Genomic DNA, 20,493 nt, shown 5'->3' on the forward strand with positions numbered 1-20,493 from the left:
GCCCTCTCTTCCTCCAGGAGACGGGCGAGAGGGGGTGGCCGGAATTCCCCATCGCGGCCACCCCCTCGACTGTGCCTATCGGTGCCTGATCGTTCCCCACAGCCACTTCGCCACCGCATCCGGCGATGAGTTCGCGTCGTTGCCGCTGGCACGCAAATTGGCTTCGCGCATGGTGGCGATGTCGATCTTGCCGAGCAGGGGGCTGAGTGCGGCCTTCAGCCGCTCGTCACCGGCGCGTTTCGGCGCGAGCAGCAGGATGGCGTCATAGGGCGGGATCGCGTGCTTGGGATCGTCGAGCGTGACCAAGTCGTACTTCGCGATCAGGCCGTCACTGGTGTAGCCGGCGATCACGTCGACCTCGCCGCTGGCAACCGCCGCATACATGAAATCCGGCTGCATCTGACGCTGGGCGCGGAACGAAAGGCCGTAGGCCTTTTGCAGGGCGGCCCATTCCGGTCGCGAGAAGAACTCGTAGTCGCCGGCAATCGACATCGTCGATGCGTCCGCGGCGAGATCGGCGATGCTGCGGATGCCGAGTGCCTCGGCGCGCTGCTTCGGCATCACCAGCGCATAGGCGTTCTCGAAGCCGAGCTCGCCGAACAGGGAGATGTTGTCCCTGGCGAGCGCCGTTTTCAGTTCCGCGAGCAGCACCGCGCGCGGCTTGATGTCGGTGCGATGGAGCTGGTTGGCCCAAAGCGTGCCGGAATAGTCGACATAGAGATCGATGTCGCCGGCCTTCAGCGCCTCGAAGATCACGCTTGAGCCGAGGCCCGAGCGCGCCGTCGCGGACAGACCGGCGGCCTGGAGACGGTCCCTGAGCAGCGCCGACAGCACATATTGCTCGGCAAATGTCTTGGCGCCGACGACGTAGCCCTGCGAGGAGCGCCCCATCGTCGGCACCAGGGTTGCGGCGACGAGGGCCGCGAGCCCGGCGCAGCCGAGCGCTGCGCGCAGACGGTTGCGACGACGCAGGCCGTTCTCGATCAGGCCAAGCAGTTGATCGACGGCGAGCGCGAGCAGGGCCGAGGCCAGGCAGCCGAACAGCACGAACACCCAGTTCTGGGTCTGGAGTCCGGCAAAGATGTAATTGCCGAGACTGGTCTGCCCGATCGGAGTCGATAGCGTCGCGGTGCCGATCACCCAGACTGCGGCGGTGCGGATGCCCGCCATCATCACCGGCAGCGCCAGCGGCAGCTCGACCATGACCAGCGACTGCCGCCCGGTCATGCCGACGCCCTTGGCGGCTTCGATCAGCGCGGGATCGATGCCGTTGAGCCCGGTGATGCCGTTTCGCAGCACCGGCAGCATCGAATAGAGCGCCAGCGCCAGCATCGCCGGCAGGAAGCCGAACGCGGAGAAGGAAACGCCGAACCAGGCCAGCGCGACGGAAGCAGCCAGCAGGAGCAGCGGATAGAACAGCGCAAGCAGCGCCAGCCCAGGCACGGTCTGCACGATGCTGGCGAATGCGAGCAGGATGGCGCGCGGTGCCGGGCGATTGCGCGTGAGGATCGCCAGCGGCAGGCTGACGGCGAGACCGAGCGCCAGTGCGGCAAGGCTCACCCGCACATGGTTGCCGAGATAGTCGGGCAGATGCGCCAGCGCTTCGCCCCAGCGCGGATCGGCGAGGAGGCTCATGCCGCACCGCTCTGCGGCAACAGCGCATTCAGCCGCTCGACCTGGCGCCGCGGCGTGCGCAGCAGCTCCAGCACGTAGGCGTCGCCGCTCCTGGTGAGCTCATCGGGCGTGCCCTGCGCGAGCAGCTGTCCGCCGCGCATCACTGCGATGCGGTCGGCGAGCAGAATCGCCTCCGTCATGTCATGGGTGATCATCACGGTGGTCAGGCCGAGCCTGCGATGCAGCGAACGATAGTCGTCGCCGAGTGCATCGCGGGTGAGGGGATCGAGCGCGCCGAACGGCTCGTCCATCAGAACGATGCGAGGCCTTGCCGCGAGCGCCCGCGCCACGCCGACGCGCTGGCGTTGGCCGCCGGAGAGCGCTTCCGGCAGACGGTCGCGATGCGCGGCCCGCTCGAGCTGCACCAGCTCCAGCAACTCGTCGACGCGCATTGCGATTGCAGCCGACGGCTCGCCCAGCAGCCTTGGCGTGATCCCGATATTGTCGGCGACGCTCAAGTGCGGAAACAGCCCGCCGCTCTGGAAGACATAGCCGATCCGTCGCCGCAGCGCGACCGGATCGACCTTCCTCACGTCCTCGCCCTCGACCGTGATGGTGCCGCCGTCGGCCTCGATCAGCCGGTTGGCGAGCCGCAGCAGCGTGGTCTTGCCCGAGCCCGAGCCGCCGACGATCGCCACAAACTCGCCCTCGGCGACGTCGAGCGTTACATCGTTCACGGCCTTGAGGGAGCCGAAGCTCTTGGTGACGTGTTGGTAGCTGATGGCTGGTTTGGAAGGCATCCGACGTGGCTCATTCTTCCTTACCCTCCCCTGGAGGGGGAGGGTCGCTCGCGCGAAGCGCGGGCGGGATGGGGTGATCTCTCAACACGGGCAGTGTTCGACGCGGAGAGACCGTCACCCCACCCCGTTGTGCATTTCGCTTCGCTGCATGCCCAACGACCCTCCCCCTCCAGGGGAGGGTAAGAGCGCCCCGGCACCCCATGCGTAGCACGCTTGGCGGCTTGATTGAACTTGGCCGCGCGAGCGGCTAAGGCATCGGCCTGAATTCGGAGGACGCCCATGACGACGCCCACGGCAGTGGCGCTGGAAGATGCCAAGGTCGCGTTCCGCCTCGGGGACGGGCGGGTCTATACGGCAGTCGAGAAGGCCCATCTCGCGGTCGCCCAGGGCGAGTTCGTCGCCATCGTCGGCCCGACCGGCTGTGGGAAATCGACGCTGCTCAACGTCGCAGCCGGGCTGCTGAAGCCCGCCGCTGGCAGCGTCCAGATTTTCGACCGGCCGCTGGCGGGGCTGAACCGGGATGCCGGCTACCTGTTCCAGGCCGACGCGCTGTTCCCGTGGAAGACCGCGCTCGACAATGTCGCGATCGGGCTCGAGATCAAGGGCACGCCGCGCGCCGAAGCGCTGCCGCGGGCGCAAAAATGGCTGACGTCGGTCGGTCTCGGTGCCTTCGCGGGCCGCTATCCGCACATGCTGTCCGGCGGCCAGCGCAAGCGCGTGGCGCTGGCGCAGGTGCTGATTCGCGATCCCAAGATTCTCCTGATGGACGAGCCGTTCGGGCCGCTCGATGCACAGACCCGCCAGGTCATGGGCAACCTGCTGCTCGATCTCTGGAATGCGGACCGCAAGGCCGTGCTGTTCGTCACCCACGATCTCGAAGAGGCGATCGCGCTCGCCGACCGCGTCGTGATCATGTCGGCCGGGCCGTCCTCGCGCATCATCGGCGACTGGCGCGTCAGCCTGCCGCGCCCGCGCGACATCTTCGAGGTGCGCCTGGACAAGGAATTCCATGCGCTCCATCGCGAGATCTGGAGCGTGCTGAAGGACGAGGTGATGAAGGGCTACGCGCAACCCGCTCACGCGGCGGAGGCGGTCTGATGTCGCGCTTGATGCTGTTGGCGCTGCAAATCCTGGTCGCGGTCGTCTGCATCGTGCTGTGGCAAGTGCTGTCGACCGTCCCGGTATTCGGCAAGATCCTGCTGCCGCCGTTCTTCTTCTCCAATCCGTTCGACGTGTTCAGCCAGATCGTGAAATGGTTCGCTTCAGGCGTCATCTGGAAGCATCTCGGGATCACGCTGGCGGAATCGATCCTCGCCTTCGTGATCGGATCGCTCGGTGGCGTGCTGGTCGGCTTCTGGTTCGCGCGCCAGCCGCTGGTCGCCGCAGTGTTCGACCCCTACGTGAAGATGGTCAACGCGCTGCCGCGCGTCGTGCTGGCGCCGATCTTCGCGCTGTGGCTCGGCCTCGGCATCTGGTCCAAGGTCGCGCTCGGCGTCACCCTGGTGTTCTTCATCGTCTTCTTCAACGTCTATCAGGGTGTGAAGGAAGTCAGCCGCACCGTGCTCGACAACGGCCGCATGCTCGGCATGAGCGAGCGGCAGTTGATGCAGCACGTCTATTGGCCGTCGGCGCTGTCGTGGATGTTCTCCTCGCTGCACACTTCGGTGGGTTTTGCCGTGGTCGGCGCGGTCGTCGGCGAGTATCTGGGATCGGCGGCGGGGCTCGGCTATCTCATCCAGCAGGCCGAGGGCGTGTTCGACGTTGCCGGCGTGTTCGCCGGCATGTTCGTGCTCTCGGCCTTCGTCATCCTGATCGATTTCGGGGTGACGCTCGCGGAGCGCCGCCTCCTGGTGTGGCGGCCGACCGCGTCGGAAGGGCGCGGGTAGGGCGCAAATTCATTTCTGCGTGCCGCGTGCCGCTGGAGGAGCTCACCTCTCCCGCTTGCCTTGCGGGAGAGGCAGGCACCTCTGCCGTTGCAGCAATCAGACCTGATCTCATCACGCTTTGGAGGCCTTCCGTTGACGCCATCGCTTCGTCCCGCCATGTTGCGGCCATGACCAGAACGACGCTCGATCTCACCGGACTGAAATGCCCGCTGCCCGCCCTGAAGACGCGCAAGGCGCTCAAGCCTTTGCAGCCGGGTGATCAGCTGGAGGTTCACTGCACCGATCCCTTGTCGGTGATTGACATTCCGAACCTGATCCGCGAGACCGGCGACAAGGTCGAGATCACCGAGCGCAACGAAGCGCGCATCGTGTTCCTGGTCGAAAAGAGCGGCGCCCCGTAGAAAGGCGAATGTTCACGGCGGCGACGTTTGACTATGCTGCGCCTGCGGGGGAAACGGCCGGAGCTTCGCTGCAATGCGAAAGACGCCGATTGTTGCGGTGGATGATCTCGAACCTAAGACTCTCAAACCTAAGACATCGGGCATGACATTCTCGACATCGAGGGCAGGCGCAAGCCCCGCGGTGGGCCGCGAGCCTGCCGTCAAGCTCGGCAAGACGGCTGCAGGGCCGGAGTTCAGCGCGCTGGCGCAGGCCTCCATCCTGATCGTCGACGACGAGCCGGGCATGCGCAATTTCCTGGTGCGCACGCTTGCGCCGCGCTGCAAGCTGGTGGACGAGGCGGCCGATACCGACCAGGCATCGCGCAAGCTCGATTCCAACCGCTACGACGTCGTCATTCTCGATAACATCATGCCAGGCAAGAACGGCGTCGATTGGCTCGCCGAGCAGCGCGCCGTCGGTTTTTTCGCCGACGCCATCCTGATCACCGCCTATGCCGACCTCGACACTGCGATCCAGGCCCTGCGCGCCGGTGCGGCCGATTTCGTGCTCAAGCCGTTCCGCTCCAACCAGATCCTCAACGCGGTGGCACGATGCCTCGACCGTGTCCGCCTCCAGCGCGAGAATTACGTCCTGCGCTATGCTTTGCGTGCCTCGTCCGACCGCACCTTTCTGCGCGACAATCTGATCGGACAGTCGGCAGCGACGCTGCGCGTGCGTGAGACCATCGCACGCGTCGCGCGCCTGCCCACCTCGGTTCTGCTCACCGGCGAATCCGGCACCGGCAAGGAAGTGGCCGCGCGCTCGATCCACTCGCTGTCCGACCGCGCCGACAAGCCCTTCGTGCCCGTGAATTGCGCGGCGATCCCGCCCGAGATGATCGAGGCCGAGCTGTTCGGACACATCAAGGGAGCCTTCACCGGCGCCGATTCGGGGCGCGAGGGCTTGTTCCTATACGCGCATGGCGGCACGCTGTTCCTCGACGAGATCGGGGAGCTGCCGCCGCCGATGCAGAGCAAGCTGCTCCGCGTGCTTGAAGACCGCCGCGTCCGTCCGGTTGGCTCCGAGCGCGAAGTTCCGGTCGACCTGCGCTTCATCTTCGCAACCAATGCCGAGCTCCAGAAGGAGGTCGAGAGAGGCCGTTTCCGGGCCGACCTGTTCTACCGGCTCAACGTGATGCAGATCCACCTGCCGCTCCTGAAGGATCGCGGCGATGACGTGCAGGAGCTTGCCGCTATCTTCATGAGCAAGCTGTCGGTTCAGCTCGGCATGCCGCCGGTGCCGATCGACGCCTCGGTGCAGTCGGCACTCGCAAGCTATGACTGGCCGGGCAACGTGCGCGAGCTGCGCAATCTGATCGAGCGCACGCTGATCCTCGGAGCCTTCCCCGACGATTTCGCCGGTCCCCGCCGCGACGGTCAGTCGTCGCCTGCCGACAGTCTCGCGGAACTCGAGCGCCGTCACATTCTCGGCGTGCTGAAGGAGGTCAATGGCAATCGCGAGGAGGCGGCTCGGCGCCTTGGTATCTCGCGCAAGACCATCGACCGCAAATGCGCGTTGTGGGATGTCTGATGCTGCCGGTCGCAGCGCCGAGCCCGTGCGGGGACGCTCCGTGCGCTTCCGGCTGCTCGCGATCGCGCTGCTGCCGATGCTGGTCATCCTGCCGCTCCTGCTCGGCGTTGCGATCTATCGCTGGAACGCGAAGTTCGACGCGACCTTGATCTCCAAGGTGAACGGCGATCTCACCATCGCTCACCAATATCTCGCCCGCATCCTGGAAAAGACCGGCGTCCAGATCCGGGCGCTCAGCCTGTCGGCCCGCTTCCACGAGGTGCTGGCGCCGGATGCGCGCGGCTCCCTGCGGGATCTGCTCGACGAGACCCGAAAGGAAATCGGTCTCGATTTCCTCTATCTGACCAACGGCCGCGGCGATGTCCTGGCCTCATCGCCGCCGCTGCAGCATCAACCGAGACATGACTGGCCGATCATCATGTCGGCGCTGTCGGGGCAGGTCTCTGCAACCGGCGTCGACATTTTCAGCAATGACGAGCTCGCCGCAATTTCGCCGACCCTGGCTGAGCGCGCGCGATTGGATCTCGTGCCGACCCCGAACGCGGTGCCGACCGACCGCAGCACGGAGACGCGCGGCATGGTCGTGCATGCGGCGAGCCGGGCGATGCTGCCTGACGGCGGTGCCGCCGCACTGGTCGGCGGCACACTGCTCAACCAGAATCTCGAATTCATCGACACGATCAACGATCTGGTCTATCGCGCGGCGAGCCTGCCGGAGGGCAGCCAGGGCACTGCGACGCTGTTCCTGGACGATGTGCGGATATCGACCAACGTCCGTCTGTTCGAGGGACGGCGCGCTCTCGGCACGCGCGTGTCGGCGGCGGTGCGCTCGGCCGTGCTGGGCGAGGGGCGCACCTGGCTCGACAGCGCTTTCGTGGTCAATGACTGGTACATCTCCGCCTACGAGCCGCTGGTCGACAGTTACGGCAAGCGGGTCGGCATGCTCTATGTCGGCTTTCTGGAGAAGCCGTTCAGCGAAGCCAAATACCAGACATTGGTGATCATCATCGCAGCGTTCGTCGCCATCACCGCCGCGACCGTACCGATCTTCCTGCGCTGGGCGAGCTCCATCTTCATGCCGCTGGAGCGCGTGACGGCGACGATTACCGAGGTGGAGCGCGGCAACCTCTCCGCCCGCACCAGGATGCCGGTGCTGGGTGACGAGATCGGCCGCGTCGCGGTTCATCTCGACAGCCTGCTCGACCAGATCCAGGAACGCGACCGACAGCTCCGGGAATGGAATGAGGAGCTGAACGTCCGCGTGCGGGAGCGCACCCGGGACCTCGAGCACGCCAATCTCAAGCTCGAGGCAACCACCAAGCAGCTCATCATGTCTGAGAAGCTGGCTGCGATCGGCGAGATCACCGCCGGGGTTGCGCACGAGATCAACAATCCGATCGCGGTGATGCAGGGCAATCTCGACGTCATCCGCAGCGTGTTCGGGGACGATGCCGACAGGGCGAAGGTCGAGTTTCGCCTGCTCGACGAGCAGATTCACCGCATCAGCCAGATCGTGACCAAGCTGTTGCAGTTTGCAAGGCCGGAGGAATATGCCGGCTATGTCGAGCGCCATGCGCCGACAAGCGTCATCTCCGACTGCCTACCGCTGGTGCAGCATCTTCTGAACAAGACCGAGATCGCCCTGGTCCGGGACGACCGGGCCAACCGGCTCGTGCTGATGAACCGCAACGAGCTGCAGCAGGTCCTGGTCAATCTCATCGTCAACGCGATCCATGCCATGCCGGACGGCGGAACCCTGACGCTTCGCTCCTTCGATGCCGAGCGCGACGGCCATCGAGGCGTCGCCATCGAAGTCACTGATACCGGCATCGGCATGAGCACCGAGGTGATCGAGAAGATATTCGATCCCTTCTACACCACGAAACAGCGGCAAGGCACCGGGCTCGGCCTCTCCATCAGCCAGACGCTGATCAAGCGCCAGGGCGGACAGATCACGGCCGAAAGCCGGGTCGGTTGGGGAAGTACATTCACGGTGTGGCTGCCGGAAGCGACCTGATTGGACATTTTGTCCGAGGATTTCCGGACATTCTGTCCGGCGCAGCACGTTGCGCTGCGGGAAGTCGTTGAATCATCACGGTGCGACTTCTGGCACGCGCGTTGCTCATCTCAAGACAGGGTGTTGAGGGGGATGAGGGCGCGATAGCCGTCACTGCAACGCTGCTTGCGAGGCGAAGGGACATCACCCGCGATCAGTTGCTTGCTCGGCGCACATGACGCGATGCGCACCAGATGATTCCGCTTCGGCATGAAGTCCGACCTGTCATGCGCGGCTGCCGAGCTCGCACACGACCGGTCTCAAACCGATGTGCCGGCAAGGCCGCGCCTGGGAGGTAATGCTTATGACGACTGCCGATACCGTTCTTGCACCGGTTGGTGCTCCCGGCTTCCTCGATCGTGAACGCACGATCGCGACGGCCGGCTTCAATCGCTGGCTGGTGCCGCCGGCTGCCCTGTGCATCCATCTCTGTATCGGCATGGCCTACGGCTTCTCCGTGTTCTGGCTGCCGCTGTCGCGTGCGATCGGCATCACGGCGCCGAAGGCCTGCCCGGACATGTCGCTGTGGCAGGAGCTCTTCACCACGAGCTGCGACTGGAAGGTCGCCAGCCTCGGGTGGATGTACACGCTGTTCTTTGTCTTGCTGGGTGTCTCCGCCGCGATCTGGGGCGGCTGGCTCGAGCGCGCCGGTCCGCGCAAGGCGGGCATCGTCGCCGCCTGCTGTTGGGGCGGCGGGCTTCTGATCGGTGCCTTCGGCGTCTACGTCCACCAGCTCTGGATCACGTGGCTCGGTTGTGGCGTCATCGGCGGCGTGGGACTGGGGCTCGGCTACATCTCCCCGGTGTCGACCTTGATCAAATGGTTTCCGGATCGTCGCGGCATGGCGACTGGCATGGCCATCATGGGATTCGGCGGCGGTGCCATGATTGGAGCGCCTTTCGCCAATCTCTTGATCAACTACTTCAAGACGCCCGCCTCCGTCGGTGTCTGGGAGACCTTCGTCACGATGGGGGTGGTCTACTTCGTCTTCATGATGATCGGGGCCTTCGCCTATCGCGTGACGCCGGCCGGCTGGCAGCCCGAGGGCTGGACGCCGCCGAGCGAGAAGAAGTCGATGATCACCGAGCACCACGTGCACCTCGACAACGCGCACAAGACGCCGCAATTCTGGCTGATCTGGTGGGTGCTCTGCCTGAACGTCTCGGCGGGTATCGGTGTGATCGGCATGGCCTCGCCCATGCTCCAGGAGATCTTCGCAGGCAAGCTGATCGGGCATCCGGAGCTGACCTTCGGCCAGCTCTCGGTTGAGCAGAAAGCCACGATCGCGGCGATCGCTGCGGGCTTCGCCGGCCTGCTGTCATTGTTCAACATCGGCGGTCGGTTCTTCTGGGCGTCGATGTCGGACCTCATGGGGCGCAAGAACACCTACTACACGTTCTTCGTCCTCGGCATCGCACTCTACGCGCTGGCGCCGACCTTCGCGGCGATGGGCTCGAAGCTGCTGTTCGTGCTCGGCTTCGGCATCATCCTGTCGATGTATGGCGGCGGCTTCGCCACCGTGCCGGCGTATCTCGCCGACATGTTCGGAACTCAGTTCGTCGGCGCCATCCACGGCCGGCTGCTGACGGCGTGGTCGACCGCTGGCATTATCGGTCCGGTGGTGGTGAACTACATCCGCGAGTTCCAGCTTGCGGCCGGGGTGCCGCGCGACCAGCTCTACAACACGACCATGTACATTCTTTGTGCCATGCTGATCGCCGGCTTGATCTGCAATTACCTGATCAAGCCGGTCGATCCGAAGTGGAACATGAGCGAGGAGGAGGTCGCCAAACTTCAGGCTGCAAGTGCCAAGGGGGAGGCAACGATCAAGCACGGCTCGTTCGGTATCGGCACGGGCGGCTTGGACCTCAAGGCCGCGCTGTTCTGGGCCTTCGTCGGAGTTCCGCTGGCCTGGGGTGTCTACAAGACGCTGGAGAGCGCGGTGAAGATCCTCTGACCGCGCAAATCCCTTCGCGGGGGCATCTAGAGGGCATGCGGCATTGTTGGCTGCATGCCCTTAAATGCCTATTCGAGCGCAAGAATTCAGTTGGCATCTGGTATGCCAAGAGATAGGGTTGGACCTGTTCCAAAGAAGGTCTACGAGACGCAGTGATGAGCCACGACGTGCAACAGGTCCGCTCGTTCGAACATCCGGGCGAGGGGCGGAAGCGAGCCAAGGCGACGCCCAAGGGGCGCCAGGTCGACCCCACGGCCGCGCACGAGATCGAGCAGCTGCTCGGCGACAGGCCGCGGCGGCGCGATCTGCTGATTGAATATCTGCACCTGATCCAGGACAAGTATCACCAGATCTCGGCTGCGCATCTGGCGGCGCTTGCCGACGAGATGAAGCTCGCCTTCGCCGAGGTGTTCGAGACCGCGACCTTCTACGCCCATTTCGACGTGGTGAAGGAAGGCGAGCCCGACATCGCGCCGCTGACGATCCGCGTCTGCGATTCGCTGACCTGCGCGATGCTCGGCGGCGAGAAGCTCTTGCAGGATTTGCAGAGCGCCTCGGGCCCCGGTATCCGTGTCGTGCGCGCGCCCTGCGTCGGCCGTTGTGATACTGCGCCTGCCGCGGAAGTCGGTCACAACTTCGTCGATCACGCCACCGTCGCCAATGTGATGGCGGCGGCCAAGGCCGGCGACACGCACGTGCATCTGCCTGAGCATACCGAGTACGACGCCTATGTCGCCGGCGGTGGCTACAAGCTGCTCAATCGCGTACGTTCGGGCGAACTCTCGAAGGACGATCTCCTGAAGGCGCTCGACGACGCTTCGCTGCGCGGCCTCGGCGGCGCCGGCTTCCCGACGGGGCGCAAATGGCGCGCAGTGCTGGGCGAGCCCGGCCCGCGGCTGATGGCGATCAACGGCGACGAAGGCGAGCCCGGTACGTTCAAGGATCGTTACTATCTCGAAACCGATCCGCACCGGTTCATCGAGGGCATGCTGATCGGCGCGCATGTGGTCCAGGCCTCCGACGTCTACATCTATCTGCGCGACGAATATCCGGCCTCGCGCGAGATCCTCGAACGCGAGATCGCAAAGCTCCCGCCGGGAGGTCCGACGCTGCACATGCGCCGCGGCGCCGGCGCCTATATCTGCGGCGAAGAATCCTCGCTGCTGGAGAGCATCGAGGGCAAGCGCGGCCTGCCCAGGCACAAGCCGCCGTATCCGTTCCAGGTCGGCCTGTTCGGTTTGCCGACGCTGATCAACAACATCGAGACGCTGTGGTGGGTGCGCGACATCGTCGAGAAGGGCGCCGACTGGTGGAGGGACCATGGCCGCCACGAGCGTCACGGCCTGCGCAGCTTCTCGGTCTCGGGACGCGTGAAGAATCCCGGCATGAAGCTGGCGCCCGCCGGCATCACCGTACGCGAGCTGATCGAGGAATATTGCGGCGGCATGGCCGACGGCCATCAGTTCTACGCCTATCTTCCGGGCGGTGCGTCCGGCGGCATCCTGCCGGCGTCGATGGACGACATCCCGCTCGATTTCGGCACACTGGAAAAATACGGCTGCTTCATCGGCTCGGCAGCGGTCGTGATCCTGTCGCAAAGGGACAGCGTGCGCGCGGCCGCATTGAACCTGATGAAATTCTTCGAGGACGAGAGCTGCGGCCAGTGCACGCCGTGCCGTGTCGGAACCCAGAAGGCGGCGCTGCTGATGCAGAAGCCGGTCTGGAACCGTGCCCTGCTGGAAGAATTGAGCCAGGCGATGCGCGATGCCTCGATCTGCGGGCTCGGACAGGCGGCATCGAATCCGCTGTCCTCCGTGATCAAATATTTCCCTGACGAGTTCAAGGAAGCGGCCGAATGACGAAGATTACGTTCGAGCTCGACGGCAAGCAGGTCGAGGCCAATCCCGGCGAGACGATCTGGCAAGTCGCAAAACGCCAGGGACGCGAGATTCCGCATCTGTGCTATTCGCCGGCGCCGGACTATCGCCCGGACGGCAATTGCCGCGCCTGCATGGTCGAGATCGAGGGTGAGCGCGTGCTGGCGGCGTCCTGCAAGCGCACGCCGTCGGTCGGCATGAAGGTGAAGACCGAGTCCGCGCGCGCGGTATCGGCGCAAAAGATGGTGATGGAGCTGCTGGTCGCCGACCAGCCGGCGCGCGAGACCTCGCACGATCCGGATTCGAAATTCTGGCACTGGGCCGAGACGACGGGCGTCACCGAGAGCCGCTTCCCCGCCGCCGAGCGCTGGGCGACCGACGCCAGCCATCCGGCGATGCGCGTCAATCTCGATGCCTGCATCCAGTGCGGGCTGTGCGTGCGCGCCTGCCGCGAAGTGCAGGTCAACGACGTCATCGGCATGGCTTATCGCAATCACGATTCGAAAATCGTGTTCGACTTCGACGATCCCATGGGCGAGTCCACCTGCGTCGCCTGCGGCGAATGCGTGCAGGCCTGCCCGACCGGCGCGTTGATGCCGGCCGTGATGCTCGACGATGCGCAGACGCGCGTTACCTATGCCGACAGGAAGGTCGACTCGCTCTGCCCGTTCTGCGGCGTCGGCTGCCAGGTCACCTATGAGGTCAAGGACGAGAAGGTGATCTATGCGGAGGGCCGCGACGGCCCCGCCAATCACAATCGCCTTTGTGTCAAGGGCCGCTTCGGCTTCGACTACATCCATCATCCGCATCGTCTCACAAAGCCGCTGGTGCGGCTGCCGAATGCGAAGAAGGATGCCAACGACCAGGTCGACCCGGCCAATCCTTTCACCCATTTCCGCGAAGCGAGCTGGGAGGAGGCCCTCGACATCGCCGCCAGGGGCCTCGTCAGGATCCGTGACGAGAAGGGCGTGAAGGCGCTGGCGGGCTTCGGCTCGGCGAAGGGCTCCAACGAAGAGGCCTATCTGTTCCAGAAACTGGTGCGCACCGGTTTTGGCTCGAACAATGTCGACCATTGCACCCGTCTATGCCACGCCTCGTCGGTGGCGGCGCTGTTCGAAGGCCTGAGTTCGGGCGCGGTGTCGGCGCCGTTCTCTGCTGCAATGGATGCCGAGGTCATCATCGTGATCGGCGCCAATCCGACCGTGAATCATCCGGTCGCTGCGACCTTCATCAAGAACGCGGTCAAGCAGAATGGCGCAAAACTGTTCGTGATGGATCCGCGCCGGCAGTCGCTGTCGCGCCACGCGACCATGCATCTGCAGTTCAAGCCGGGCTCCGACGTCGCGATGCTGAACGCGATGATCAACACGATCATCGCTGAAGGCCTGACCGATGACCAGTACATCGCCGGCTACACCGAGGGCTTCGAGGAGCTCAAGGAGAAGATCAAGGAGTTCACGCCGGAAAAGATGGAGCGGATCTGCGGCATCCCGGCGCAGACGCTGCGCGAGGTGGCGCGAAGCTATGCGCGGGCAAAATCCTCGATCATCTTCTGGGGTATGGGCATCAGCCAGCATGTCCACGGCACCGACAATGCGCGCTGCCTGATTGCGCTCGCGCTGATCACCGGCCAGGTCGGTCGTCCCGGCACCGGCCTGCATCCGCTGCGCGGCCAGAACAACGTGCAAGGAGCCTCCGACGCCGGCCTGATCCCGATGTTCCTGCCGGATTATCAGCCGGTCGGCCGCGACGACATGCGCGGCGCGTTCGAAAAGCTCTGGCAGCACGATCTCGATCCCGTGCGCGGCCTGACCGTGGTCGAGATCATGAACGCGATCCATGCCGGCGAGATCACGGGCATGTATATCGAGGGCGAGAACCCCGCGATGTCCGATCCCGATCTCCAGCATGCGCGCCAGGCGCTGGCGATGCTCGATCATCTCGTGGTGCAGGACCTCTTCGTCACCGAGACCGCGTTCCACGCCGACGTGATCCTGCCGGCCTCGGCCTTCGCCGAGAAGGAGGGCTCGTTCACCAACACCGACCGTCGCGTGCAGCTCGCGCGTCAGGTGATCAAGCCGCCGGGCGACGCACGGCAGGATCTCTGGATCATCCAGGAGATCGGCAAGCGGATGGGCCTGCCGTGGAATTATTCCGGCCCCGGCGACGTCTACACCGAGATGGCGGAGCTGATGCCGTCGCTGAAGAACATCAGCTGGGAACGGTTGGTGCGCGAAGGCGCGGTCACCTATCCGGCCGATGCTCCCGACAAGCCCGGCAACGAGATCATCTTCACCACGGGCTTCCCGACCGCGAGCGGCCGCGGCAAGATCGTGCCGGCCAAGGTCATCCCGCCGGATGAGCTGCCCGACGACGAGTATCCGATGGTGCTGTCGACCGGCCGCGTGCTGGAGCACTGGCACACCGGCTCGATGACGCGCCGCGCGCAGGTGCTCGACCAGATCGAGCCGGAAGCGGTCGCCTTCATGTCGCCGAAGGACATGCGCAGGAAGAAGCTCGCACCGGGCGATTTCATCCGTCTGGAGACCCGCCGCGGCGCGGTCGAGGTCAAGGTGCGCTCCGACCGCGACGTGCCCGAGAACATGGTCTTCATGCCGTTCTGCTACGCGGAGGCTGCGGCGAACCTCTTGACCAACCCCGCGCTCGATCCGTTCGGCAAGATTCCGGAGTTCAAGTTCTGCGCGGTAAGGGCCGAGCGCGCCGAAATGCGGGACGCGGCGGAGTAGGACGGCCCGCGCTGGGCGGCTCCGATATCCGCCCCAATCTCCGGCGTCGTCCTGGCGAAAGCCAGGACCCATACCGCGGAATCTATCGATTGCGGGTGGTCGTAGTACCGAACAGCGTGTCTAACTTCTCCCTGGGGTAATGGGTCCTGGCTTTCGCCAGGACGACGACTGAGTGTGTGGTGCCGGCCTGCCTCACGCCGCTTCGCGCCCCGCAGCGACAGTGCTAGACATCGCCCATGTCCAAAGTCACCCCCGCCACACGTGCGCTCGCGACCGCCGGTCTCGCCTTCACCGTCCACACCTACGACTATGATCCCGACGCCGAGAGCATCGGTCTCCAGGCGGCCGCCGCCCTCGGCGAGGACCCGGCGCGCGTCCTGAAGACGCTGATGGCGCTGGTGGACGGCAAGCCGGTCTGCGTGGTCGTTCCGTCCGACCAGGAGGTGTCGATGAAGAAGCTTGCCGCTGCGACAAGCGGCAAGTCCGCCCAGATGATGAAGCCGCCTGAAGCCGAGCGCGTCACCGGCTACAAGGTCGGCGGCATCAGCCCGTTCGGGCAGCGGAAGCCGGTGCGCACCGTGATCGAACAGAGCGCGCTGGTACATGACCTCGTCTACCTCAACGGCGGCCAGCGCGGCTTGCAGGTGCGGCTGAAGCCCGGTGACGTCAGGGATGTTCTGAAGGCGACCGTTGCAGGCGTGCTCGCGTGAGCGTCTCGTCTACTGCTTCTGCAGCAGCTTCAGCCGGCAGCGCAGCGCCTCACGGATGTGAGCCCGCGCGAGCTGCTCGGCCTTGTCGCCGTCGCGCGCCGCGATCGCCTCGATGATGGCCCGATGCTCATCGTGGCTGGTCGAGGGGCGGCCCGATACAGTGAAGGTGGTCGGGCCGAGCAGGGCGATCCAGTCCTGCAATTCCCGCGACGCGTTGTCGAGATAGCGGTTGCGTGCGGCGCGGCAGATGGCCTCGTGGAAGGCGCGATTGAGCCTTGCCATTTCTCCTGCCATCTCGGCAGGGTCGGTCGCGGATGCTTCGACAAAGGCTTGCTCGATATCGCGGAGCGCGTCGATCTCCGTGGCGGAGGCGTGTTCGGCGGCGAGGCGCGCGGCGGCGCCTTCCATGATCTCGCGCATGGCGTAGAGCTCGAGCACCTCGGAGATGTCGAGATTGCGGACGATCAGCCCGCGGCCTCCGGCCGGCTCGACGAAGCCGCGCGCCGCGAGGCGGCCCAGGGCTTCGCGAACCGGCGTTCGGCTGACCTTCAGGCGCTGGGCCACCTCCTCCTCGCGCAGGCGGTCGCCGGCGCGGTAGTTCCCGGCCTGGAGCGCTTCGCACAGCGAGCGGAATACGGCTTCGCCGAGCGCAATGCCGCCGCCGCGCGCGATCGCTCCACCTGCCTTTGCCTGCCGTCTGGCCATTGTCCCCCGATGCGCATCCTGCCCATGCAGAGATGCCGCTTGCGTCGTTTATGTATATCTTTGTATACAAAGGTGCGCAATGGCGGATCGGCTCGATCGGAACCACCTGCCGGCGGAATGTCTCCAACTTCGTCGCATCGGGCAGACGGGATGAGCAGCAAATACGACGTGCTGGTGATCGGCGGCGGCAATGCGGCGCTGTGCGCGGCGATCAGCGCCCGGCGCGGCGGCGCCTCGGTGCTCGTGCTCGAAGGCGCGCCGAAATTCTATCGCGGCGGCAACACCCGCCACACCCGCAATATGCGCTGCGCCCATGACGCTGCGACCGAAATCCTCACCGGTCCCTACACCGAGGAGGAATTCTGGGAGGACCTGCTGCGTGTCACCGGCGGGCAGACTGACGAAGTGCTGGCCCGTCACATGATCCGCGAGTCCCGGGACATCCTGGACTGGATCGTGGAGCAGGGCGTGCGCTGGCAGCCTTCGCTCGGCGGCACGCTGAGCCTCGGCCGCACCAACTCCTTCTTTCTCGGCGGGGGCCGCGCGATGCTCAACGCGCTGTATCTCACCGCCGAACGGCTCGGCGTCGAGGTCGAATACGATGCCGAGGTCACCGATCTCGTGATCGAGGACGGCATGTTCCTTGCCGCGCGCCTCAAGCGGCCGGTGAAGGGTGAGACCGAGATCCGCGCCACCTCGCTGGTCGCAGCGGCCGGCGGCTTCGAGGCCAACATCGAATGGCTGAAGCAATATTGGGGCGAAGCCGCCGACAACTTCCTGATCCGCGGCACGCCCTATAATCGTGGCTCGATCCTGAAGATGCTGCTCGACAAGGGCGTGCAGGAGGTCGGCGATCCCACCCAGTGCCATGCGGTCGCGATCGACGCCCGCGCGCCGAAGTTCGACGGCGGCATCATCACGCGGCACGACTCGGTCGTATTCGGCATCGTCGTCAACAAGCACGCACAGCGCTTCTACGACGAGGGCGAGGACATCTGGCCGAAGCGCTACGCGATCTGGGGGCGGCTGGTCGCGGCGCAGCCCGACCAGATCGCCTACATCATCTTCGATTCCACCGTCGTCACCAGCTTCATGCCGACGCTGTTTCCGCCTATCGCCGGGCAAACGGTGGCCGAGCTCGCCGGCAAGCTCGATCTCGAACCGGCCGCGCTGGAGAAGACCGTCACCGAGTTCAATGCCGCGGTGCGGCCCGGCACGTTCGACCACACCATCCTCGACGACTGCCGTACCGAAGGCATCGCGCCGCCGAAGACGCATTGGGCGCGTCGGATCGAGACATCGCCTTTTCTTGCCTATCCGGTGCGGCCCGGCATCACCTTCACCTATCTCGGCACGCGCGTGAACAAGGAGGCGCGAATGCTGATGAAGGACGGCAAGCCGTCAGGCAACATGTTCGCGGCCGGCGAGATCATGGCCGGCAACGTGCTCGGCAAGGGCTATGCCGCCGGCATGGGCATGACCATCGGCAGCGTGTTCGGGCGGATCGCGGGACGGGAAGCGGCAAAACATGCACGGAACTAGGATTCTCGACGAGGCCGACCGTCTGATGACGGTCTGCAATTCCTGCCGCTACTGCGAGGGTCTGTGCGCGGTGTTTCCCGCCATGGAGATGCGCCGTGCCTTTTCCGACGGCGACCTCAACTATCTCGCCAATCTCTGCCATGCCTGTGGCGCCTGCTACGTCGACTGCCAGTTCTCGCCGCCGCACGAGTTCAACGTCAACGTCCCCAAGACGCTGGCGGTCGCGCGCGCGGAATCCTATGCGGCCTATGCCTGGCCGCAGGCGCTGTCCGGCGCGTTTGCGCGCAACGGGCTCGTCATCAGCATCATCGCCGCGCTCAGCATGGCCGCCTTCATTCTCGGCTTCGTTGCGCTCAACGACCGCGGCGTGCTGCTCGGCGTGCAGACCGGACCCGGCGCGTTCTACAGGCTGATGCCGCATAGCGCGATGGCCTGGCTCTTCGGCGCTGCATTCCTTTACGCGATCTTCGCCCTCGTTATGAGCGTGCGCGCCTTCTGGCGCGACATCGGCGCGCCCATTGGCGGCCGCGCGGACGGCGGCTCGATCTTCCAGGCGATCCGCGACGCCGGCGAGTTGCGCTATCTCCATGGCGGCGGTGTCGGTTGCTACAACGAGGACGACAAGCCCACCGACCGGCGCAAGCGCTATCACCACCTGACCTTCTACGGCTTCCTGCTCTGCTTTGCCGCGACGACGGTGGCGACGCTGTATCACTATCTGCTCGGCCGCGAGGCGCCATATCCGTGGTGGGACGTGCCGGTGGCGCTGGGCACGCTCGGCGGCATCGGCCTGATCGTCGGGCCGATCGGCCTGTTCTTGGCCAGGATGCGACGCGATCCGGCATTGCTTGACGAGAGTCGTTACGGCATGGATGTCGGGTTCATCGCCATGCTGTTCCTGACTGGCCTCACCGGGATGCTGCTGCTGGTCCTGCGCGAGACTGGCGCGATGGGGCCGCTGCTCGCGCTGCATCTCGGCGCCGTGTTCGCGTTGTTCATCACCATGCCCTACGGCAAGTTCGTGCACGGCATCTATCGCTTCACCGCGCTGTTGCGCTACGCGCAGGAGCGGCGGACGGCGGCGTAATTTCCTTGTCTCGGTTGAAATCGGCCGTCGCGAAGGTAGGCGACGGTCTGCCTTTGTGACCAACGGTTCCTCGACATGCATCTCAGAGGGCTCGGGATTCTTGCCCCCGCGGTGACGGTGGCGAGCCGCGTCAGGCGCGCGCAGCCTCGCGCGGTCGGGCTGCGACGGCGACAACGCCGGGTCTTCCGCTCTCGACCTGAACACGGTTGCGTCCCTTTTCCTTGGCGCGATAGCAGGCGGCATCCGCGCGCCGCATCGCATCCTCGAGCGTGGTGTTGCGGTCGGCGATGCAGGTCACGCCGATGCTGGCGGTGACCGCAAAGCAGCGATCGTCCCAGGCGAAATCGAACAGCTCGAGCGATCTGCGCAGACGCTCGGCAATATCGACGGCATCGAAGGGCGAGCATCGCGGCAGGATCAGACCGAATTCGTCACCGCCGAGCCGGGCCACCAGATCATGCGCATGCCGGCCCTGTTGCAGGAGGCGCGAGACCTGGCAGAGCAGGCGGTCGCCGGCAAGGTGGCCGCAGCTATCGTTGACACTCTTGAACTGGTCGAGGTCGAGCAGGATGAGGCCGAGCGCACCCGCCGCCGCATTGTCGAGCTCGCTTTGCAGGCGCGCCTCGAAGGCGCGACGGTTTGACAGGCCGGTCAGCCAGTCGTGCGATGCCTGCCAGGCCAGGCGTTCCTTCTCGGCATGCAAGGCGTCTTCGAACGCCTGCCGTTGCAGCACCAGCCGCCGCGTATGCCAGATCAGAAGCAGGATCAGCGTCGCGGCGGTGACGATGTTGATGCAAGTCAGCGTCACCTTGATCGCGCGGGAGCCTTCGCCGAGAACGGTGGAGAACCGGTTGGCGTGCACCGTGAACTGGGCATTGAGCTCCGAGAGCCGTGACGACAGGAATCGCAGGCGATCGTCGTCCTGAATGGGGCCGTGCTCCAGCGCGGACCGGATGACCTCCCCAAAGATGCTGAGCTCCAGCAGCATGGGGTCGGTGGCAGCCCACTCGCGGATCGCGTTCTGAAGGAAGCTGACGCGGCTGAAGTAGCGAAACAGCCAGATCAGACCCGGTACGTCATCGGGATGGTTGCCGCCTTGCAGGAAGCCGATGCGGGCGGCCTCGACGTCGACCGGATCGCGCTCGAGCGCCCAGCGCGCGAACTCGTCCCCGATGGGAACGGCGAGCGAGGCATGGTATTGCGCGAACTGGCTGGTCTCACCCGAATGCAGATAGAGATTGAGGAAATAGACGGCATTCTTCTGCGAGCGCGACCAAAGTGCTTCGCCCGCGACATAGGCGCGGACCGAGGACATCACCTCGAGACTGAATCCCGCGATCGCCGCCTGGAGCACGACGACCATCACGAAAGGCGAGACGAGCTTGATGACGTGAAGGAGGTTGCGCCCCTCCGCCGACGTCGCTGTTCTGCGAAGCACTCTATTCCCCAAGTCGATCGACGATCCCAACCGAACGTTGCGCCTGCAACGCAGAGTAGACGGGATGGTTGCTTAACCCGACCTGAAAGGCGCAAGGGACTCC

The 20,493-nt window shown here is 65.2% G+C and carries 15 protein-coding genes; 11 read left to right on the forward strand and 4 right to left on the reverse strand.

Annotated elements, in window-relative coordinates; genetic code table 11:
• Nucleotides 1–75 precede the first annotated feature (75 nt).
• Nucleotides 76–1,635 carry a glycine betaine ABC transporter substrate-binding protein gene (locus XH87_RS23865; protein ID WP_271589119.1) on the reverse strand — a complete coding sequence of 520 codons (1,560 nt, stop codon included), beginning with the start codon at nt 1,633–1,635 and terminating at the stop codon, nt 76–78.
• Nucleotides 1,632–2,414 (reverse strand): ATP-binding cassette domain-containing protein, encoded by a 783-nt coding sequence (locus tag XH87_RS23870; protein ID WP_271589120.1) that lies wholly within the window; start codon nt 2,412–2,414, stop codon nt 1,632–1,634. Before XH87_RS23870 ends, XH87_RS23865 begins: the two co-directional genes overlap by 4 nt.
• A 279-nt stretch (nt 2,415–2,693) precedes the next feature.
• Between XH87_RS23870 and XH87_RS23875 the strand changes: the two genes are divergently transcribed.
• The 9 genes from XH87_RS23875 to ybaK all read left to right on the forward strand — a co-directional run bounded on the left by XH87_RS23875 (nt 2,694) and on the right by ybaK (nt 15,618).
• The gene (locus XH87_RS23875) at nt 2,694–3,512 is read left to right on the forward strand and encodes an ABC transporter ATP-binding protein (RefSeq protein ID WP_158670986.1); all 819 of its coding nucleotides are present in this window, start codon (nt 2,694–2,696) and stop codon (nt 3,510–3,512) included.
• Nucleotides 3,512–4,300 (forward strand): ABC transporter permease, encoded by a 789-nt coding sequence (locus XH87_RS23880; protein ID WP_271589121.1) that lies wholly within the window; start codon nt 3,512–3,514, stop codon nt 4,298–4,300. The genes XH87_RS23875 and XH87_RS23880 overlap by 1 nt, the downstream gene beginning before the upstream one ends.
• 167 nt (nt 4,301–4,467) lie before the next feature.
• Nucleotides 4,468–4,701 (forward strand): sulfurtransferase TusA family protein, encoded by a 234-nt coding sequence (locus XH87_RS23885; protein ID WP_035700257.1) that lies wholly within the window; start codon nt 4,468–4,470, stop codon nt 4,699–4,701.
• A 142-nt stretch (nt 4,702–4,843) separates the two neighbouring features.
• Nucleotides 4,844–6,271: a sigma-54-dependent transcriptional regulator gene (locus tag XH87_RS23890; protein ID WP_271589122.1), complete on the forward strand. Its 1,428-nt coding sequence runs from the start codon at nt 4,844–4,846 to the stop codon at nt 6,269–6,271.
• Nucleotides 6,264–8,288: a sensor histidine kinase gene (locus XH87_RS23895; protein WP_271589123.1), complete on the forward strand. Its 2,025-nt coding sequence runs from the start codon at nt 6,264–6,266 to the stop codon at nt 8,286–8,288. The genes XH87_RS23890 and XH87_RS23895 overlap by 8 nt, the downstream gene beginning before the upstream one ends.
• Nucleotides 8,289–8,631: 343 nt before the next feature.
• Nucleotides 8,632–10,284: an OFA family MFS transporter gene (locus XH87_RS23900; RefSeq protein ID WP_271589124.1), complete on the forward strand. Its 1,653-nt coding sequence runs from the start codon at nt 8,632–8,634 to the stop codon at nt 10,282–10,284.
• A gap of 155 nt (nt 10,285–10,439) precedes the next feature.
• Nucleotides 10,440–12,143, forward strand: a complete 1,704-nt coding sequence (locus tag XH87_RS23905) for an NADH-ubiquinone oxidoreductase-F iron-sulfur binding region domain-containing protein (protein ID WP_271589125.1) — start codon at nt 10,440–10,442, stop codon at nt 12,141–12,143.
• On the forward strand, nt 12,140–14,908 hold the full coding sequence (gene fdhF, locus XH87_RS23910; RefSeq protein ID WP_271589126.1) for a formate dehydrogenase subunit alpha: 2,769 nt from the start codon (nt 12,140–12,142) through the stop codon (nt 14,906–14,908). The genes XH87_RS23905 and fdhF overlap by 4 nt, the downstream gene beginning before the upstream one ends.
• 236 nt (nt 14,909–15,144) lie before the next feature.
• Nucleotides 15,145–15,618: a Cys-tRNA(Pro) deacylase gene (gene ybaK / locus XH87_RS23915; protein WP_271589127.1), complete on the forward strand. Its 474-nt coding sequence runs from the start codon at nt 15,145–15,147 to the stop codon at nt 15,616–15,618.
• 9 nt (nt 15,619–15,627) lie between these two features.
• On the opposite strand, the gene XH87_RS23920 is transcribed toward ybaK, so the two are convergent.
• On the reverse strand, nt 15,628–16,323 hold the full coding sequence (locus tag XH87_RS23920) for a GntR family transcriptional regulator (RefSeq protein WP_271589128.1): 696 nt from the start codon (nt 16,321–16,323) through the stop codon (nt 15,628–15,630).
• Between the two features lie 150 nt (nt 16,324–16,473).
• On the opposite strand from XH87_RS23920, the gene tcuA reads away from it, so the two are divergent.
• Together tcuA and tcuB are read left to right on the forward strand one after the other, a co-directional pair.
• A complete protein-coding gene (gene tcuA / locus XH87_RS23925) occupies nt 16,474–17,865 on the forward strand; it encodes an FAD-dependent tricarballylate dehydrogenase TcuA (protein WP_271589129.1) in 1,392 nt (463 codons plus the stop codon).
• Nucleotides 17,852–18,952, forward strand: a complete 1,101-nt coding sequence (gene tcuB / locus XH87_RS23930) for a tricarballylate utilization 4Fe-4S protein TcuB (protein ID WP_271589130.1) — start codon at nt 17,852–17,854, stop codon at nt 18,950–18,952. Before tcuA ends, tcuB begins: the two co-directional genes overlap by 14 nt.
• A gap of 130 nt (nt 18,953–19,082) precedes the next feature.
• Here the strand turns inward: tcuB and XH87_RS23935 are convergent, their stop codons facing one another.
• Nucleotides 19,083–20,390: a GGDEF domain-containing protein gene (locus tag XH87_RS23935; protein WP_271589131.1), complete on the reverse strand. Its 1,308-nt coding sequence runs from the start codon at nt 20,388–20,390 to the stop codon at nt 19,083–19,085.
• Nucleotides 20,391–20,493: the final 103 nt, after the last annotated feature.

Source organism: Bradyrhizobium sp. CCBAU 53415 (assembly GCF_028128735.1).
Classification (GTDB): Bacteria; Pseudomonadota; Alphaproteobacteria; order Rhizobiales; family Xanthobacteraceae; genus Bradyrhizobium.